The organism is Xanthomonas euroxanthea, assembly GCF_903989455.1.
Classification (GTDB): Bacteria; Pseudomonadota; Gammaproteobacteria; order Xanthomonadales; family Xanthomonadaceae; genus Xanthomonas; species Xanthomonas euroxanthea.
This window is the reverse complement of the sequence record NZ_LR861803.1, coordinates 4,101,307-4,119,780: the sequence shown is the minus strand read 5'-3', so window position 1 is coordinate 4,119,780 and position 18,474 is coordinate 4,101,307. Positions and strand designations below refer to the sequence as shown.

The window sequence follows — 18,474 nt, the reverse complement described above, 5'->3', positions numbered from 1 at the left end:
CCCAGCGTCGGCAGCCGTGATCCATCAGTGCTGCCGCATGCCGCGTTTCGCTACCGAATCCATCAGATAAAGCCGTGGCTGATCTTCGGTGCCGCTGCCGTTTCGTAGTCCGCATACGGGTCGTGCTCGCCGGAGCCGCCCTCGGACAGGCGGAACTTCAGCGCCAGCCCGTCGCGCGAGTCGGCCGCGCGCAGCGCTTCCTCCTGCTCGATTTCGCCGGACTTGACCATGCGGAACAGGCACTGGTCGAAGGTCTGCATGCCTTCTTCCAGCGATTCTTCCATCGCCTGCTTGACCTCGTGCACCTGGCCGCGGCGCAGCAGGTCGCGGATCATCGGCGTGTTGAGCAGTACCTCGGTCGCCGGCCGGCGGCGTCCGTCCACGCCCTTGACCAGGCGCAGCGATACCACGGCGCGCAGATTCAGCGCCAGGTTCATCAGCACGTTCTTGTGCGCGCTCTCGGGAAAGAAATTGAGGATGCGCTCGATGGTCTGGTCGGCATTGTTGGAGTGCAGCGTCGCCAGGCACAGGTGGCCAGTCTCGGCGAAGGCGATCGCCGCCTCCATGGTCTCGGCGTCCAGGATCTCGCCGATCAGGATCACGTCCGGCGCCTCGCGCATCGCGTTCTTCAACGCGCTCTGGAAGGCATGCGTGTCCAGGCCCACCTCGCGCTGGTTCACGATCGACATCTTGTGCTTGTGCAGATACTCGATCGGGTCCTCGATGGTGAGGATGTGCCCGGTGGTGGTGCTGTTGCGGTGGTCGATCATCGAGGCCAGCGAGGTCGACTTGCCCGAGCCGGTCGAGCCGACCACCAGCACCAGCCCGCGCGGGGTCATGATGACGTCCTTGAGCACCTGCGGCAGGTTCAGCTCTTCGATGCTGGGAATCCGGCTGCGGATGGCGCGGATCACCATGCCCACCTCGCCACGCTGCTTGAACACGTTCACGCGGAAGCGGCCGGCGTCTTGCAGGGCGATGGCCATGTTGAGTTCCAGCTCGCGCTCGAACTGCGGCACCTGGCCTTCGTCCATCAGCGAGTAGGCGATTTTCTTGACCATTCCCGGCGGCAACCCCGTATTGCCGAGCGGGTAGAGCTTGCCTTCGATCTTGATGTACACCGGCGCGCCGGTGGTCAAGAACATGTCCGAGGCATTCTTCTCGGTCATCAGCTTCAGGAAGTAGCCGATATCCATGCGCAATGGTTCCCCAACAAACAGCAGCGTCTCGTTGCAAGTACGCCGCAGGCTTCCGACAATGGCCGTGCTCGAGACTTCTCGCTACGGCTCCCCTAATGACGGCTAGCTTCGCATACTTGCGGCGATCCCTGTATGGCATCGCCTGTTTCATGGTTCTTTCCTCTCCCGCTGCTGCCCAGGTGGCACCGGAGCTCACCGCCGCCGAACAGGCCGTGCAACGCGCCACCCAGGCCGATGCCGACCAATACGCCCCCGACCTGGTCAACCTGGCCCGCCAGGAACTGATGCAGGCCCAGCAGGCGCAACTGGACAAACGCCAGCGCAAGCAGGTGCCGCAGATCGCCTTGCGCGCAGCGGCCGACGCCGACCTGGCCAAGGCGCGCAGCGAAGAGGCGGTGGTCACCGCCCAGCTGGAACAGCGCCGCAAGGAAGTGGCGCAGCTGCAGAACAGCCTCAACACCGGGGAGGCCGGCCGATGAAACTGCGTCCGCTTCTCTATCTTGGTGTGCTGAGCCTGGCCACGCTGCCGCCGCTGGCGATAGCCGCCAAGGACGACCCGCAGGCCGATGCGCTCAACCGGCGCCTGGCCGCGCTGCAGAACGACCCGCAGACCAACGACCTGGCCCGCTACGAGCGGCTGCAGGCGCAGCAAAGCGTGGCGGCGCTGGCCGAGGCCAAGCGCCGCGACCGCGACGAACTGGTGTTCCTGGCCGACCGCCGGGTCGAAATCGCCGAACTCACCGCCCGCACCGCGCTGGCCCGGCGCGAACTGGATCGGCTGGAGGGCACCCGCAACGACCTGCTGATCGAAGCCAGCCGCCGTGACGCCTCGCGTGCGCGCCAGGAGGCCGAGCGTCTGCGCGTGCAGGCGCAGATCCAGGCCGAGGAGGCCGAGCGCATGCGGCAGGCGGCCGAGCAGGAGACCCTGGCCCGCCAGGACGCCGAGCTGGCGCTGACCAGCGTGGCCGGCAAGCAGACCGCCAAGCTCAATGCGGCCCAGCAAAAGGCCGTGCAACTGGCGCACGAAGAAGCCGAGCTGGTGGCCGGGGCCAAGTTGCCATCCGCCAGGTTCGACAGCCGCGGCGAAGTGTTTTCGCTGGGCAGTGGCGCGTTTGGTGGCAAGGCGGCGCTGTCCGGCGATGCCGCAGGGCAGGCCAAGGCGCTGGCCGAATACCTGAACATCGGCAAGAAGGGCCGGGTCAGCATCGTCGGCTACGACAGCGATGCGGCCACGGCCAAGAAGCGGGCCGAAGCGGTGCGCGACGCGTTGGTGGCTGCCGGCGTGGCCAGCGCGCGTCTGCAGGTCAATGGCACCAAGGCCGCCGCCAGCAAGACGCGCGCTGCCGAGGTCGTTGTCTCGCCGTGATGCAAGTGGTTGGAAGTTAAGGTCTTTTAACCCGGGCATGACGCCTGGTTGAACCGCGGTCACTGATTGGCACAGGGAACGGCAAAAGCGGCCGTTCCGGCCTTGAACCCCCTCCGCGACCGGCGTAGGGTCGTACTCCCGGGCAGCACTCCGCTGCCTGGACGTACGGAGGGCCGGGCCAGTGACGCAAGGGCACGCATCAACGCAATTCGGCGGGCAGCGTGTGGGTTCCGCCAGTGCGCCTGCCATTGTGATCCGTGAGTCTTCCATCCCCAAGCAGCGCCCCGTGCCGCCCGCGGCCGGGGCGTTCTTGTTTTAAGTGTTTCAAGTGAAGGAGGTAACGCCATGTTCGAAGGGCAACCGCAGACCGAAATCGACGCATTGGTCAAGTCCGATCCCGAGTTCAAGCAGCTGTACCAACGCCACAAGCTCTTGAACAAGAAATGCATGGATGCCGAACTCGGGGTGCTCCCCATCGACGACGTGACCTTGGGCCAGATGAAGCGCGAGAAGTTGCAGGCGAAAGAGAAGCTCACCCGGATGTACGACCAGCTCACCCACTGATCCTTCCCCACCGTTAGAACAAGTTCACCGTCGCGGGCGGTGGCGGCCTCCTCGTCGGCTTGCCACCGTCCGCGTCTTTCTATGCGCAATCCGTGGGTCACGCGGCGGGCAAGATGGCGCCAACGCCCGCCCCGCGGCCGGACAGTCAGGTCATGGCAGCGCGCGTTGGGCCCGCCCGTTCACCGGCCGGCGCGATCGGTTCCAGTCTGAATGAGCATTCCCCAGCGGTTCGTCGGATAATGGGCGGCCAAGCCCCGCGCGACGCAGTGACGATATTCCGATGGCGATCCATTCCTCCGTACTCGAACTGATCGGCAACACGCCGATCGTCAAGGCACAGCACCTGGACACCGGCGTCTGCGAGCTGTTCCTCAAGCTGGAGGCGGCCAACCCCGGCGGATCGATCAAGGACCGCATCGGCCTGTCGATGATCGAAGCGGCCGAACAGCGCGGCGACCTCAGCCCTGGTGCGACCCTGGTCGAAGGCACTGCCGGCAACACCGGCCTGGGTCTGGCACTGGTCGCCCAGCAGAAGGGCTACACGCTGATTCTGGTGGTGCCGGACAAGATGAGCCGCGAGAAGATCTTCAACCTCAAGGCCATGGGCGCCCAGGTGGTGCTGACCCGGTCGGACGTGGCCAAGGGCCACCCGGAGTACTACCAGGACCTGGCCGCCAAGATCGCCGCCGAGACCCCGGGCGCCTACTTCATCAACCAGTTCGGCAACCCGGACAACCCGGCCGCGCACGAATTCGGCACCGGCCCGGAAATCCTGGCGCAGATGGACGGCAAGCTGGACGCGATCGTGTTCGGCTGCGGCAGTTCCGGCACCATGACCGGCCTGTCGCGCGCGTTCGCCACCGCATCGCCGCAGACCGAGCTGGTACTGGCCGACCCGGTCGGCTCCATCCTGACCCAGTACATCGAAGAGGGCACGGTCAGCGAGAAATCCGGCAGCTGGCTGGTCGAAGGCATCGGCGAGGACTTCCTGCCGGATATCTCCGACTTCTCGCGGGTCAAGAAGGCCTATTCGATCACCGACGCGGAAAGCTTCCACACCGCGCGCGAGCTGCTGGCCAAGGAGGGCATCCTGGGCGGCTCGTCCACCGGCACCCTGCTGGCCGCCGCGCTGAAGTACTGCCGCGAGCAGACCACGCCCAAGCGCGTGCTGGTGTTCGTCTGCGATACCGGCAACAAGTACCTGTCCAAGATGTACAACGACTACTGGATGCTGGACAACGGCTTCCTGGAGCGTCCGCAGCACGGCGACCTGCGCGACCTGATCCTGCGCCCGTACAACAAGCGCGACACCGTGGTGGTCGGGCCGAAGGACCTGTTGACCACCGCCTACCAGCGCATGAAGCTGTACGACGTCTCGCAGCTGCCGGTCATCGATGACGGTGAGCTGGTCGGCATCGTCGACGAGAGCGACGTGCTGCTGCATGTGTACGGTGACGAGGCGCGCTTCCGCGACCCGATCTCCACCGCCATGGTCAGCAAGCTCGATCGCCTGGATGTCGCCTCGCCGATCGAAGCGCTGCTGCCGGTGTTCGACCGCGGCCAGGTGGCCATCGTCATGGACGGCAACCAATTCCTCGGCCTGATCACCCGTATCGACCTGCTGAACTACCTGCGCCGCCGCGTGCAGTGATTTTGCATCTGGAATCAGCAGGCCGCCCAAGGCAGGATGGCTCGCTGACTGTGCGGTCGCCAAGTCAAAAATGGCGCCTAATCCTATCTCATCTATTCTGCTGTCTGTAAAGGTCATACATGTCCGCCACCGTTGCCGCCGTCATTCCAAGTTACAAAGTCACCCAGCATGTTCTCGGCGTGATTGCGCAGATGGGACCGGAAGTAAGTCGCATTTATGTGGTAGATGACTGCTGTCCTGATCGCAGTGGCGACTTCGTTGAAAGTAATTGCACGGATAAACGGGTGGTGGTAATTCGGCACGAGCAGAATCAAGGTGTAGGGGGAGCGGTAATGACCGGCTATCGAGCCGCCATTGCCGACGGAGTCGAGATCATCGTCAAGGTGGATGGCGATGGGCAGATGGATCCTGGCCTGATTCCGAGTTTTATCGCCCCTATCCTGGCCGGCGAGGCGGACTACACCAAGGGAAATCGCTTCTTCGACCTCGAACGGATTGCACAGATGCCGAAGCTGCGTTTGTTTGGCAATGCGGGGCTTTCTTTCCTAACTAAACTGTCATCGGGATATTGGGATCTTTTCGACCCGACAAACGGTTACACGGCTATCCATCGGGATGTGGCCTACCATCTCCCGCTTGACCGGATCAGCCGCCGCTATTTCTTTGAAACCGACATTCTCTTCCGGCTCAACACACTGCGCGCCGTGGTGCTTGACGTACCGATGCATGCCAAGTACGCCGATGAGGTGAGCAACTTGAAGATATCGAAGGTGCTTACAGAGTTTTTGTTCAAGAACCTGCGCAACTTCGGTAAGAGGATTCTGTACAACTATTACCTTCGCAATATGTCGCTGGCTTCGCTGGAGCTGCCTGCGGGGATCGTGATGTTTTCGTTCGGGGTCGTCTACGGGCTGCAGCACTGGTTGACCAGCCTTGGAACGGGCGAAGCGGCCACCAGCGGTACGGTCATGTTGGCGGCGATGCCGGTACTGGTCGGAGTGCAATTATTGCTTGCCTTCTTCGGCCAGGATATTGCCTCGGTACCGCGGACTGCGGTGCATCCTCGCCTTCGCTGGTCTGCCCTCCAGGAGCGTCACGCATGACGCGGGTTGTCGCTCAGTCTGAAGCACGTGCACCGCAGGTATGGCCGCTGTTTCTGGTGGCCGCATTGCTGGTTAGCTTGCTGTTTTCTGCGATAACGCCGCCTTTCCAGGCGCCGGACGAGTTCGATCATGTCAAACGTGCATATATGCTTGGCCAAGGCCAGATACTACTGAAGTCGATGGAGGGATCGCCGTCTGGCGGGTATCTGGACAGCGGCCTGGTCGCGTACATGGAAAGATTCACTCCGCTCAAAGGTGTGGCGGCTCGCAAGATCTCCAGCGATGAACTCCTTGCTGCCGGAGACCTGCAATGGACAGGCAAGCCCCAGTTTCAGACTGCCGTCGGTACGGCGTACTACTTTCCGTTGATGTACGCGCCGCAGGCTCTGGGCCTTGGTATGGGAAAAGCGCTGGACCTCAGTGTTGGCAAGTCTTATCGGTTGGCGCGCCTGCTGGAATTGCTGACGTGCGGCATTCTCTTGATGCTCGCTTTCCGGCTACACCGTCCCTCAGCAGCGATCCTAGTGCTGCTTGCGCTTCCCATGAACCTGTTCCTGTTTGGAACGGCGGTGCTGGATCCCATGGCGACGTCGGTCGCTCTTCTAAGCATATGTGCTTTCATGCAAGTGTCGGTGGATCGCCAGGAAGCATCCAACTGGACCATGGCCGCGCTTTCTATCGGCGTGCTGTTGCTGTGCGCTTGTAGGGCAAACATGTTGCCGATGTTGCTGCTGCCGTTCATGGCATGGTGGATGGTCAGGGAGCGTCGCCAGTTGTATATCGCAATTGCCATTGCTGTGTTTGTCGTCGCCTGGACGCTGTTCACTGTAAAGACAACGGTGTACCCGGCGGGAGGGCGGCAACTGGATCACGCCGGACGCCTCTTGCATTTCGTGTCCCACCCGGGGGAGCTTTTCTCTATCCTCTATGCTACTTGGACCGATATGGGGCGCATGTCGTTCTACTCGGTTTCATTCATCGGTGTGCTGGGTTGGCTTGATACTCCTTTTTCTCCGGGGTTCTACAAATTTGCTGCAATCGCGCTGTTTGCCGTTATTGCGCTTTCTCTCAACCTCGATGGATGGCGTGGTCAGGCACTGCCTCGTTCGGCCCTTGTCGTTATTTGCGCGGGCTCAATTCTCATGACGTTTCTGGCGCTGCTTGTTCAGTGGACGGATCCTGCCTCTCCGACCGTGGATGGCGTGCAGGGCCGCTATTTATTGATTCCACTGATGTGTTTGGTAATGGCATTGACCGCCGACCATCGCCCGCGCAACAGCATTCAATTCCAGGCTAGTCATATGTTGGCTGGATTGATGTTATGTGTGACGGCCTATTCGTCGGCCGCCTTGCTTGTGCAGCGCTATTACACTGTTCCCGTTCAAATGGCGCAGGACGCGTTCGAGCTAAAGCCTTCTCCGCCATTGACCGGCGACCAGACCGTACAACTTCACTTTTCCCCGGCGCAACAAGACAGCCCGGCGCCATTGGATCGGATCGGCATACGATTTGGTACTTACATGACGCGACACAAGGGGCAGGCGGAACTGCGGGTCTGGACCCACGATGGGACGACAACGGTGGTCCCATTCGAGCTGGCGCCTTTGGTGGATAACGGCTATGCGGAATTCGTGCTAGAAGGTAAGCCGTACGTGGGTGGCGAAGTCGTTGCTCGTGATGGCATGGGAGTGAGCATCTGGGAAAGCCATGGCAAGGACAGCATCCGGAGCTGCGTGCTAATGCATACACAGAAACATGTGGCGCTGTTGGCACAAGGTTGTCCGGAGCCATAACCGAGGGGGGCGTAGCCGCGGAGTTGCAGCCCAGCCTGCTATTTAGCTTGGCCTCGATATCGATTGCGTTGGTAAACTGCTGGCAATCTGGGGGCACAACAATGAACTATCAGCCGAAGAACGCTGACAAGCTTGATGTAATTCAAGCTTTGCGCGGCGTTGCTGCGCTGCTGGTGGTGTTTTATCACGGAGTTGGTTATCAGCCCCGGTCGAAGGAATCAGGCGTCGAGCACGTGTTCTCGATGGTGGGTGCGTCCGGCGTTGATCTGTTCTTCATGATTTCCGGGTTCATCATGGTTTACGCGACCCGCAATGCTATTGTGGGCTTTAGCGACACCTGTACGTTTCTGATCAAGCGAATTGCCCGAGTATTTCCGGTATATTTCGTCGCCACACTGTTGTATGTGCCCATGATGTTGCTCTTGGGAAGCTACGTTGGACACATCGACATAATGACTGACGTCAATCAGATCATTCGATCGGCGCTGATGATTCCCACCAACTTCGGTTCTCGTGCTCCTTACTTTGGTGGGTCAGTGCTGCATGTTGGCTGGACAATCAACTACGAGGTCTACTTCTACGCGTTGTTCAGCCTCTCCCTGATGTTTGGCCGGTTACGTTGGGTTGCGCTCAGTACAATTGCCGTGGTGCTTCTGATTGCGTTGCCCATGACCGTGGCCAGGCCGTCACTCGATGCATACGTCGACTACGGGTTCAACGGCCCGATCAACTTTGCCACAAACCCCATGCTCTGGGAGTTTTTTGTCGGCGTGGTCATTGGGCGCATCTATCTGTCCCGGTTCAAGCTGTCTACGGTGGCCGCAGGCCTGTTTTCGGTGACGTCGCTGACCGCACTGATCTGGTTTCTCTTGAACGATATCTCGTCGAAGTTCGGCTTTACCGGTTGGGCGCTGCCTTACGCACTGCTGCTTTTCGCGCTTACGATAGGCAGCAAGACGACGGATATCCATTGGCCGCGCAGCCTGGTCTGGGCCGGCAACGTTTCTTTCTCGCTATATCTGGTCCATCCATTCGTCATTCATCCGGCATACCAGATTTTTTGGGGGGAGAAGACGGCGCCATGGATGAACAATGTTTGGTTCATGCTGATCCTATGCGCCCTCTCTCTGTGCCTATCTGCGGTTTCCTACCGCTATCTCGAAGTGGGCCTGAGCGAGCGAATCCGTAGTGCATCGCTTGCGGCATTTCGGAAGTGGCAGCGCTCACCCGGTCCTGCTTCGCCCCCCGAACGGTCGGGCACTAGCGTCTGACTCAAAGAGGACGGTCGCATAAGTTGTCATGGACGAGCATAAGGGCGCCGAACTTCGATTCGCCGCCTTTCCCTCATGCGATCTCGGTTGGCAAACGCCAGTTGACGGGTTGGCGCTCGACTACTTCCAACAAGTAGTCGGTCAATTCATCAGCCTGCTCGTCGAATAGGCGGACCACGTCAGCGTGCGGATTGCGGTATCCGTCGAGCTTGTCCGGCGCCTCAAGTAGATTGCGGATCACGGCCTGAAGTGCGGTGCCGTCATCGTCGAGAGGGATGATATTACCGTTCTGACCGTCCACGATGTCTTCAATCACGCCGCCCGCGTCCGTTGCAATGACCCATACATCGCGGATCAGGGCCTCCCTGACGGACAGACCAAAGCTTTCTTTCCACTGTGTTGGGAACAGGAGGACATCGATGCTGCCAAAGAAATCATCGATAGTCTGCTGAGTATAGGCTGGGACAGCCTTGAATACCCCTGGTACCTTCCAGTTGGATTCGAAGATGGAGCGCCGGCCCAGGTTCAGCTCATTATCCACTACGTGAAGCTCGTAGTTGGTGTGGCTGAGCCCCTGAAGTGCCTTCTTGATCAACGGGCTTCCCTTGATTGGGCCCTCCCCGCCAACAAATCCGAACCTGATCTTCCGGGTACTCGGCGCGGAACGATTAGGCATCACCTTCGGCTTGGCGATGCCATTCTTGTTGACGCGCAGTCGAGACGGATCGAAGCCATTGTCGGCATAGATCCCTGCGAAGAACTGACTGGGCGACAGCAGCAACGCCGCTCCAGTAAGCACTTCATGCAACCGGTGCTGGCGGTACGGGTTCATCGCAGGATGCGGAACGCAGGTCTTACAGACGTCCAAGTCGACCTTGCGCTGGTAGCAGTACTGACCCTCGTCATTGACCATGAACTGCCGTGCGCAGATCCACCACGCATCATGCAGCGTGACAACGAATGGCACGCCTTCGGCCTGGCAGACCTCAGCGATCTGGATACCGATGCCCTGGATAGAGTGGATGTGCACTACATCTGGGCGCCAGGCGCGTAGAACTTCGCGGAAGCAACCCGTGGGATAGGGGTTGTCGAACTGCAGCGCAGGATCATTCTCGTGAGGTAGGCCCATGGCAAACACTTCGCCGGCACTGGACTGGTATCGCACTACTTTGTACGCATGCACATCGGTGGTGGGAAGCGTTGTGAATGTTGCATACTCAGCCCGCCCATCGGCATTGATGATGCGTTCCATTTGCTCAGCGACGATCGTCGCCCCACCGAAACTCCGCGGCTCGAAAAAGATGTTCACGCCCAGAATACGCGGGCGCGGGCGCGGGCGCGGTGCGACTGCGAGGGACTGAAGCCAGGGTTCCAGGCGGTGCACGGCGACGGCTTGCGGAATGTAGTCTTCTTCCACGTGCAGACGCGCGGCTTCGCCGATCTGGCGTCGCAGGCCCGGACTTTCGACAAGCGCCATCAGGCACATTTCCCACTCGGCTTCGGACCCGGCCAGCATGCCTGTCACGCCATGCTCGATGGTCTCCTGATACTCCACCGTCGGCGTGCACACGCTGGGGATGGACAAGATTCCAGCTTCCAGATATTTGATGTTCGACTTCGTGTCATTGAACGTCGTGCGTTCAAGTGGCGCAATGTTGATCTGGCACTTGGCGAGACGGCGCATGTACGTCGAGTAATCAGATGGCGGCAGCCTCTCGATCTGGGCATCAAGCTCCTTGAACTCAGGAGGTAGGTTCAGATGACCGATGATTGTCAGGCGAACGTCGTAGCGCTTGCGCAAGATTCGAAGGATGGCGGGGGCCGCGACGCGGAAATCCGAGTCGTGTGCTTTCGAGCCAGAGCCGTATACGATGCGCAGGAGTCCATCCCCCCTCGGCGGCGCAGAGGCGATCTCTTCTGCGGCACGCAAGGTCTCGATGTCCAGCGCATTCTCAACGACCCAAGTGTCTTCCGCGCCAGCAGTACGCATTGCGTCTGCCATTGCGGTCGTGGATGCGATGCAGCCATCGCAGGCAAGCATCGCCTTCCTGTATAGAGGTACGCCTTCCAGAATTCCCTTGCGTACCGCAGGTGGTAAATCATTGATATTGCTGTTGTTGAGATAATGTTCTAGATCGAAGATGAGGTCATCGACTTCCCAGAAGGTGCGCACCCCCATCGAACGTGCCAGCGCAATGGTTTCCATCTGATCTGGATAACCGGGAACACGATAGAACACCGCCACGTTGTGCGTGGCAAGCAGGTCGCGGGTGCATACATTGTCGACCCAATTGACGATGGTGCAGTCGTATCCCAGCCCCTCGATCATCTGCTGCTTTTGCAACACACGATACTTGAGACATTGCGCGATGCCCATTTCGGCAACGAGAAGTACGCGCGTTCGTTGTGAAGTGCTGCCTGGGATTGCGGCGGGCAAAGGGTACTCGGGATTCAACTTCCAACTTCCGCCGCCACCGGCACGGAGCAGCGTCGATGGCTGCCTCAGCTGGTTGCTTATCCGGCGCCCGGCCTCGCGTAGTCCATTCTGCTTCGAGACGCGCAGGGTGGCCTTGGCCAAAATGAAGAGGTTTCTCAATATCCCCCACACTTTTCTCAATACGAGGTGGACGCCGCGCAGTGGCGCGGTCAATCGCCAGGATCGGGAATGTAGCATCGAGCCAATCTGCCCGTGTGCTGCGCGCAGATTGTCGAAAGTAGATTGGGTGGCAAGACCAGATGCTTCCAGCGCGCGGCGAAGTGATGCCACTTTACGCTCAGCCTTGGCCAGCGCTTGCGTTGCGTTGTCGAGTTCGCTGTGCTGGGCACCTAGCGAAGCTTGCAGTTCTGCCAGCTTGTGTCGCTGCTCGGTGAGCAGCAACTGCGCGTCTTCCAACTTCAAGATGGCGGTCTCGTCCTGGACTGACCCCGGAGTAAAGCCTGCACCCACAAGAAGGTCGGCACCTGAAGTGAAAAGCCAGTGCAGGCCATCATCCAGGGCTTGACCGGCCACCACGCTATCGCGAGGAGGAGGTCCTTCCAGGACCACTGCACCCCGTGGGGCCAAGCGCCTGATCCAGTCCATGAGCTGCCAACCGTCACTGATGCGATCCGGTGACAGCAGGATCAGCGCGTTGGCAGGCTGATTGCCTAGCTCATCAGGGTTCTCTACCCTGACGAGAGGCAGGGCAGAGACGGCAGTCTCGCTACGGAGCGCAGTGAACAATGCCGAGCGGGCGTCGCCCGCATCCACCATGTGATCCGGCCGCAAGGACTTCAGCAGCCAGGCCGCGATGTGCTCCGGGGAGGCTGGCTGCTGGAGCGCCGAAGGCACGGCTGGATCAACACGATGCTTCATTAACGATTCCGAATAAAGTGAGGTTAAGACTTTGCTGTCAGGCGGTCAGTGGGAATTGACAAATTGCTCGTAAGCGGAAACGACCGATTCAGTGTCGCCGAACATTCTGATCGATCCATTGTCCATCCAGATTACCTTATTGCAAACCCGGCGAATTTCTTCGTTGGAATGCATCGCCAACACGACGATGTCTGATCGGCCGTGCAGGTCTTGGAGACGCTGTTTTGCCTTTTGCATGAAACCAGCATCGCCCACGCCCATCACTTCGTCCAGCAGTAGAATCTGCGCATCTACTGCAGTGGAAATGGCGAAGGCCAAGCGGACACGCATGCCACTCGAATACGTGCGGGTGGGCAAGTCGAGGTAATCGCCAAGCTCGCTGAACTCGGCGATGCTGTTCTGCTTCTCGATGATTTCCTGCTTGGTCATGCCCAGCAGCAGCCCGCGAAGGCGGATGTTCTGCCAGCCCGTAGAGTTATCATCCATGCCAAGACTGATGTCGAGCAGGGGTACCACCTTACCGTCCAGCCTGACGGTGCCACCCGTCGGCGCATAGATGCCGCCCAGGACCCTCAATAGCGTGGATTTGCCTGCGCCGTTGTGGCCGATGAGACCGATGCGGTCACCGGTCTCCAAACGAACACTGACGTCCTGCAGCGCACGGACGACGATCACGCCGTCATTGCTATCTGCCACTGCATTGGATCGGCCCAGTCGCATTACCTGGCGTTTGAGCGATCGTCCATGCACCTCATAAATAGGCAGGTCGAGACTTACATGATTGAGTTCAATGAATGCCATGAGAAATCCTTACACCCAGTACGAGATACGCTTGTGGTATCGGTTGATCATTACTAACGCAACCAACCAGCCAGCAATCGCCATGACGATAGCCACTGTCCATGTCCGTGCGGATGGAACTTCCCCCAGCAGCGGCTGTCGAACCGCGTTGAGCAGGTAAGCCATCGGATTCAAATTGACGATGAATGAGTACTTCGTGAGCGCTTCGGGCTTGTACATGATCGGAGTAACGTAGAACGCTACCTGCATGACGGCCGCCACTATCTGCGGAAAATCGCGGAAGCGTGCCGAAAGGATGCCCGACAACGTCGCCATCCACGTCGCATTCAAGACCAGCAGCAGGATGCCGGGAATTACGAGCAGAATGGTATCCCAGCGCTTGACTCCAAAAATCGCCAGTAGCAGTACAACAATGACAATGTTGTGGGCGAGGATCAGAAGGTTACGCCACGGCACCTGAAGGATGTAGATGAACTTGGGTGTCGCCACCTGGCGGATATAGGACGCATTGGCAATGAATGCATTGCTGCCTTCCTGGACAGTGCTGGTGAACATTCCCCACATGACTAGGCTGATCGCAAGGTAGGGAAGATACTCACTGAGCTTCTGTCCAAACAGGGTGCCGTAAACCATGCCGATGGACGCGATGATCACACCCATGCTAATGGTCAGCCAAAATGGGCCAACCCGCGAGCGGGCGTAACGCTGCCGGATTTCAAGCCAACCGAGCAGCGTCCAGAGGCGCCATGACAGAAGGCTGCGCCTCAGATCGGATATTGCTTCATTCATTATTGGTTCTCATGGATTCAAGGTACCCGCGATGCCTCGCGGCAGTACGGGCGATAAGAGGCTCAGCGTCCGAGGGCCGCATCGAGCTCGCGGCGGAGATCTGCTAGGTCTTCGACACCAACCGACAGCCGGATCAGGTTGTCCGTGATCCCAAGACGCTTCCGCTGGGCCGGGGGAATGGAGGCGTGGGTCATGACGGCGGGCAGCTCGATCAGGCTCTCCACCCCGCCCAGCGATTCGGCCAGCGCGAACAGTTCGCACCTTTCTAGCATCCGACGCGCCTTCGCCTTGCCGCCCTTCACCCGCATCGAAATGATGCCGCCAAAGCCGTCCATTTGGCGCTTGGCCAGGGCGTGCTGCGGATGACTCTGGAGACCAGGATAAATAACGGATTCGACTCGATTTTCGCGCTCAAGCCATCGAGCTAGCTCAAGCGCACTTTCGTTGTGCGTTCGCATGCGAAGGTGCAGCGTCTTGAGTCCGCGTAGTGCGAGAAACGAATCAAATGGTCCGGCAACCGATCCGATAGAGTTCTGTAGGAAAGCCATCTGCTCCGCGAGTGCGTCGTTCGCCGCCACCACGATACCCCCGACCATATCGGAGTGACCGTTGAGGTATTTTGTTGCGGAATGCAGGACTAGATCAGCGCCGTATTCCAGCGGCCGCTGGATCATGGGCGAGCAGAATGTATTGTCCACCACCAAGAGCAGGCCGTGCTTTCTAGCGAACTCCCCAAGCTTCTGAAGATCGACGACCTTCAGCAAGGGGTTAGTGGGCGTTTCGGCCCAAATCATTCGTGTATTGGGGCGGAGCGCGGACCGGATTGCGTCAAGATCATTCAGATCCGCATAGGTGAACTGCAGTCCCGCCGAACGTTGGCGAACCCGCTCGAACAGTCGGTAGGTTCCTCCATACAGATCGTCCATTGCGATCACGTGGTCCCCGGTGTCCAGCAATTCAAGCACCGTGGAAGCAGCACCCAGTCCGGAACCGAAAGCGAAGCCGGCCTTGCCCCCTTCCAGACTAGCAACGCACGCCTCGTAGGCGCTTCGTGTCGGATTCTGGGTGCGCGAGTACTCGTAGCCCTTATGCTCGCCCGGACTTGTCTGCACGTAAGTCGAGGTGGCGTAGATAGGGGTCATGATCGCGCCGGTCGAGGGATCGGGCGTCTGACCTGCATGAATGGCTCGGGTACCTAGCCCAAGCGGATGCGGGATTTTTGCCATCGGGATACAACCTAGACCAAGGGATGGGCATTCTAGGGCAAGCTCAGCCCCGCCGCGTCAGCTTGGTTCAGCTTTTCGGCGCGCTAGTGGATAGTATGCAGGGCTTGTTAAGGCGGGGCGGGGGCGCTTACCCGTCCATCTGCTATTCAACGTCTTGTCCTGACCTGAGGAGTGCCCTCGGCGCCCGCCCGCGTGCCCTGATATGCGAAGAGGATAAAGATATGACCCGCCGGAAGGCGCTCTGACCCCTGCCGTAGGAGGGATGATCCTACTCGCAATAGCCGTGCTGGCATGCGGCCAAGTTCTGTTCCAGCAGGCTTCTGGTCAATTGTCGTTTTCCCGGCCTGCCAGCCTGATCTCCTGGACACTTTTTTGTCTCTCGGCCTATGGCATTGCGACGTTGCTGTGGCTGGCTGCGCTGTCTCGCGTTCCTTTATCCGCAGCATTTCCGTTCTACGGTTGACATTTTCTACTTGTGCCGTTATTTGCGTATTGGCTCCTGCATGAGCCAATTCGCCCGCAGGTTTGGATTGGAGGCGGGGTCCTCATGCTAGGTGTATTGATTGCTTCATGGGGGCAGTGACTAAGGGTTGAGAGGGCTGATATAACCATCTTCAACACTTGAGTGATGGCGAAATCATCTGCATGTCGCGTCGTACAGAGGCTCTCGCCGCGCTGTAGAAGCCCATCGAATCTATGGTCTCGCCAGTGAAGCCCCGCCAACGGGAGGACGTCACGTATCGGTGATTAGCACCTTCAATGGCATCTTTTACGCGATCGAGCAGACACCGCTTCTTCGAGTTGCTCAACGTTGTCCGGGCGGTCTTGCCTCGAAGAATGCCCCCACCCCTTATGCCGCTTCATGAGGCGCGCTACGTCATAGCGCGCGACCTTGAACCGCCCGCGTCGGATTTGCACCAAGCTTGCGCACACCGTAGACCTTGAAATTCTCGTCACATCCGCGTTTGCTCTGCGCCATCAACGGTTCCTCGGTCTTCTCTTGCTTACAGGACAACTGGGCATCAGCCGTCCTGGCTGCATGCGCGTTTCCTCACGCTTGGCACTGTCGCGCTCATGCTGCCGCACAAGCCCCTTAGCGTCTCGGCCGTGCCCCACCTCGGCCGAAACCGAACCCGGAGTCACACTGTGAGTGGTACGCTCACTAATGCTCCATGACCATCTTCATCGAACGTTCCCGGGCTTCCGCGGAAAACTTGCTCGCTTGCTTTGATCTGCTCAGGACAGAGCCTAGAGAACTCACGGGGCGGTTCAGACTGTTGGCGCGTATTGTCTGTGATCGCAGTACATGGCCACGCCGGGCAAAGGCATGGCGACGATTATCGTAGAAGCAATTTCAGTCCTGCAAATACCTCCTTCCGATATCAAGGTTTGGATACTGCGACGGTCCACTAGATAGACGGTCCACTAGATAGACGGTCCACTAGATACAGCTGGCGTCCCTGCCAACCTTGAATATATCTGTGAGCGTCCATGTATCTATCAATGAGCCGGGATAGAAGAAGACTGTGCATGGCGATCGTCTGCCATGCGTCGTAACACAGAGCGGCTTTTGGCTTCAAGCAAGCGCCGCCTCCAGCTCCGGCAACAGCGTGAACAAATCCCCCACCAACCCGATATCGGCAATCTCGAAGATCGGCGACTCCGGGTCCTTGTTGATCGCCACGATCGTGCCGGCGTCCTTGATGCCGGTCAGATGCTGGATCGCCCCGCTGATGCCGATCGCCACGTACAGCTCGGGGGCGATGATCTTGCCGGTCTGGCCGACCTGCAGTTCGTTGGGCACGTAGCCGGCGTCCACGGCGGCACGCGAGGCGCCCACGGCGGCGCCGAGCTTGTCGGCCAGGCTGTAGATGTGCTGGAAGTTCTGGGCCGAGCCGACGCCGCGGCCGCCGGAGACCACGCGCTTGGCGCTCTGCAGGTCGGGGCGGTCGGAGCTGCCTGCGGCCAGCCCGATGAAGCGGGTGTGGGTCGGCAGCGCGGCATCCGCAGCGACGGACTCGATCGTTGCGCTGCCACCGGCTGCGGCTTCCGGCCAGGAGGCGCTGCGCACGGTTGCGACCACGACCTGGTCGGCCGGTGCCTTCACCGTGATGATCGCATTGCCGGCGTAGATCGGGCGCTTGAAGGTGTAGGCATCTTCGACCGCCATCAGGTCGGAGACCTGGTTGACGCCCAGCAGCGCGGCCACCACCGGCATCAGGTCCTTGCCGAACGTGGTCGAGGGGCCGAACACGTGGGTGTAGCCCTGGCCGGCGAGCTGGGCGATCTGCGGCCCCAGCACCTGCGCGATGGCATGTTCGTTGGCGGGGTTTGCCACCGTCAGTACGCGGGCAACACCCGCCAGCTGCGCGGCCTGCGCCGCAACCGCGGCTGGGTCGGCCGCCAGCACGACGACGTCGATGGCCCCGGCCGACACGGCCAGCGCGGCGCTCAGGGTCTTGGCGGTGGCCGCGTTGAGCTGGCCGTTGAGATGTTCGGCAACGATGAGAACCTTGGCCATTACAGCAACCCCTTCTGCTTGAGTGCGGCCACCAGTTCGGCGGCATCCTTGACCATCACCCCGCGGCTACGCTTGGACGGCGGCGCATAGTGGGTGGTGCTGAGGCTGTCGTGCGCAGCGATGCCAAGATCGGCAAAGGCCAGCGTTTCCAGCGGCTTGCTCTTGGCTTTCATGATGTCCGGCAGCTTGATGAAGCGCGGCTCGTTCAGGCGCAGATCGGTGGTGACCACTGCCGGCAGGTCCACTTCCAGCGTCTCCAGGCCGGCATCGACTTCGCGGGTCACCGTGGCCTTGCCGTCGGCGACCACCAGCTTGCCGGCGAAGGTCGCCTGCGGGCGGCCCCACAACGTAGCGAGCATCTGACCGGTCTGGTTGGCGTCGTCGTCGATCGCCTGCTTGCCCAGGATGACCAGGTCCGGCTGTTCCTTTTCGACCAGCTTGAGCAGGGCGCGCGCGGCGGTCAGCGGCTGGATCGCCGCGTCGGTGACCACGTGGATGGCGCGGTTGGCGCCCATGGCAAGCCCGTTGCGCAGATGCGCGGCCGCATCGGCCGGCGCCAGGGTGGCGACCACCACCTCGGTGGCGATGCCGGCATCGCGCAGGCGCAGCGCCTCTTCCAGGGCGATTTCGTCGAACGGGTTCGGCGAGAGCTTGACGCCGTCGGTGACCACACCGGAGCCATCGGGCTTGACCTGAATGCGGACGTTGTAGTCCACCACGCGCTTGTAGGCGACGAGGATTTTCATCGTGTACGAGATCCTTCAGCTGTTGCGGGAAGGCCCGGCCGCGGCGGCAGGCTCGGGAGTGGGGCCATTCTAACCGGGCAAGCAGTACC

At 60.2% G+C, this 18,474-nt stretch carries 15 protein-coding genes; 8 read left to right on the top strand and 7 right to left on the bottom strand.

Annotation, left to right across the window (positions count from 1 at the left end; genetic code table 11):
* Positions 1-62: 62 nt before the first annotated feature.
* Positions 63-1,196 carry a PilT/PilU family type 4a pilus ATPase gene (locus tag H7A86_RS17085; protein WP_104583280.1) on the bottom strand — a complete coding sequence of 378 codons (1,134 nt, stop codon included), beginning with the start codon at positions 1,194-1,196 and terminating at the stop codon, positions 63-65.
* Positions 1,197-1,294: 98 nt separating this feature from the next.
* Between H7A86_RS17085 and H7A86_RS17080 the strand changes: the two genes are divergently transcribed.
* The 7 genes from H7A86_RS17080 (at position 1,295) to H7A86_RS17050 (ending at position 8,947) form a co-directional block, all read left to right on the top strand.
* Positions 1,295-1,678, top strand: coding sequence for a DUF4398 domain-containing protein (locus H7A86_RS17080; protein ID WP_039525328.1), 384 nt, complete (start codon positions 1,295-1,297; stop codon positions 1,676-1,678).
* On the top strand, positions 1,675-2,565 hold the full coding sequence (locus tag H7A86_RS17075; RefSeq protein ID WP_119131786.1) for a hypothetical protein: 891 nt from the start codon (positions 1,675-1,677) through the stop codon (positions 2,563-2,565). The genes H7A86_RS17080 and H7A86_RS17075 overlap by 4 nt, the downstream gene beginning before the upstream one ends.
* A 345-nt stretch (positions 2,566-2,910) precedes the next feature.
* Entirely contained in the window at positions 2,911-3,129 is a 219-nt protein-coding gene (locus H7A86_RS17070; protein WP_002814034.1) for an HP1242/YdcH family protein, read from the top strand.
* 280 nt (positions 3,130-3,409) lie between these two features.
* Positions 3,410-4,780: a pyridoxal-phosphate dependent enzyme gene (locus H7A86_RS17065; protein WP_104583283.1), complete on the top strand. Its 1,371-nt coding sequence runs from the start codon at positions 3,410-3,412 to the stop codon at positions 4,778-4,780.
* 119 nt (positions 4,781-4,899) lie between these two features.
* A complete protein-coding gene (locus H7A86_RS17060; protein WP_119131787.1) occupies positions 4,900-5,883 on the top strand; it encodes a glycosyltransferase family 2 protein in 984 nt (327 codons plus the stop codon).
* A complete protein-coding gene (locus H7A86_RS17055) occupies positions 5,880-7,676 on the top strand; it encodes a DUF2142 domain-containing protein (RefSeq protein WP_119131788.1) in 1,797 nt (598 codons plus the stop codon). Before H7A86_RS17060 ends, H7A86_RS17055 begins: the two co-directional genes overlap by 4 nt.
* A gap of 101 nt (positions 7,677-7,777) precedes the next feature.
* Positions 7,778-8,947 (top strand): acyltransferase family protein, encoded by a 1,170-nt coding sequence (locus H7A86_RS17050; RefSeq protein ID WP_119131789.1) that lies wholly within the window; start codon positions 7,778-7,780, stop codon positions 8,945-8,947.
* A 73-nt stretch (positions 8,948-9,020) separates the two neighbouring features.
* Here H7A86_RS17050 and H7A86_RS17045 read toward each other — a convergent pair whose 3' ends face one another.
* From H7A86_RS17045 to H7A86_RS17030, 4 genes are all read right to left on the bottom strand, one after another.
* A complete protein-coding gene (locus H7A86_RS17045) occupies positions 9,021-12,302 on the bottom strand; it encodes a glycosyltransferase (protein WP_119131790.1) in 3,282 nt (1,093 codons plus the stop codon).
* Positions 12,303-12,347: 45 nt separating this feature from the next.
* Entirely contained in the window at positions 12,348-13,103 is a 756-nt protein-coding gene (locus H7A86_RS17040) for an ABC transporter ATP-binding protein (protein ID WP_119131791.1), read from the bottom strand.
* 9 nt (positions 13,104-13,112) lie between these two features.
* Entirely contained in the window at positions 13,113-13,892 is a 780-nt protein-coding gene (locus H7A86_RS17035) for an ABC transporter permease (protein ID WP_197944233.1), read from the bottom strand.
* Positions 13,893-13,954: 62 nt separating this feature from the next.
* Positions 13,955-15,118 carry a trans-sulfuration enzyme family protein gene (locus tag H7A86_RS17030; protein ID WP_119131793.1) on the bottom strand — a complete coding sequence of 388 codons (1,164 nt, stop codon included), beginning with the start codon at positions 15,116-15,118 and terminating at the stop codon, positions 13,955-13,957.
* Between the two features lie 262 nt (positions 15,119-15,380).
* Between H7A86_RS17030 and H7A86_RS21090 the strand changes: the two genes are divergently transcribed.
* The gene (locus H7A86_RS21090) at positions 15,381-15,581 is read left to right on the top strand and encodes a hypothetical protein (RefSeq protein ID WP_232099120.1); all 201 of its coding nucleotides are present in this window, start codon (positions 15,381-15,383) and stop codon (positions 15,579-15,581) included.
* 1,113 nt (positions 15,582-16,694) lie between these two features.
* On the opposite strand, the gene H7A86_RS17025 is transcribed toward H7A86_RS21090, so the two are convergent.
* Both H7A86_RS17025 and H7A86_RS17020 read right to left on the bottom strand, forming a co-directional pair.
* A complete protein-coding gene (locus H7A86_RS17025) occupies positions 16,695-17,639 on the bottom strand; it encodes an electron transfer flavoprotein subunit alpha/FixB family protein (RefSeq protein ID WP_119131794.1) in 945 nt (314 codons plus the stop codon).
* A complete protein-coding gene (locus H7A86_RS17020) occupies positions 17,639-18,385 on the bottom strand; it encodes an electron transfer flavoprotein subunit beta/FixA family protein (protein WP_119131795.1) in 747 nt (248 codons plus the stop codon). Before H7A86_RS17020 ends, H7A86_RS17025 begins: the two co-directional genes overlap by 1 nt.
* Positions 18,386-18,474: the final 89 nt, after the last annotated feature.